Below are 239 nucleotides of genomic sequence, written 5' to 3' on the forward strand. Positions count from 1 at the left end.
GGTGCGGCGGGCCCGCGCCGAGAACGACGTCGTCGCGGTCAGCATCTTCGTGAACCCGCTCCAGTCCGGCGATCCGGCCGACCTGGAGCCCTATCCGCGCACCCTGGACGCGGACCTGGACCTGCTGGCGGCGGCGGGCGCCGCCGTCGTGTTCGCCCCGGACGTGCAGGGGATGTACCCGGGCTACCCGGACGCGCCGATCGTCACCGTCTCCGCCGGCCGCCTGGGGGGGGTCCTCG

The 239-nt window shown here is 75.7% G+C and carries 1 protein-coding gene; it reads left to right on the top strand.

The genetic code is table 11. The features are described from left to right. On the top strand, positions 1 to 239 hold a 239-nt coding region (locus tag KVS67_RS12990; RefSeq protein ID WP_217565549.1), incomplete at both ends, for a pantoate--beta-alanine ligase.

Origin of the sequence: Micrococcus sp. GbtcB5 (assembly GCF_019091605.1) — a bacterium.
GTDB classification, from domain to species: domain Bacteria; phylum Actinomycetota; class Actinomycetes; order Actinomycetales; family Micrococcaceae; genus Micrococcus; species Micrococcus luteus.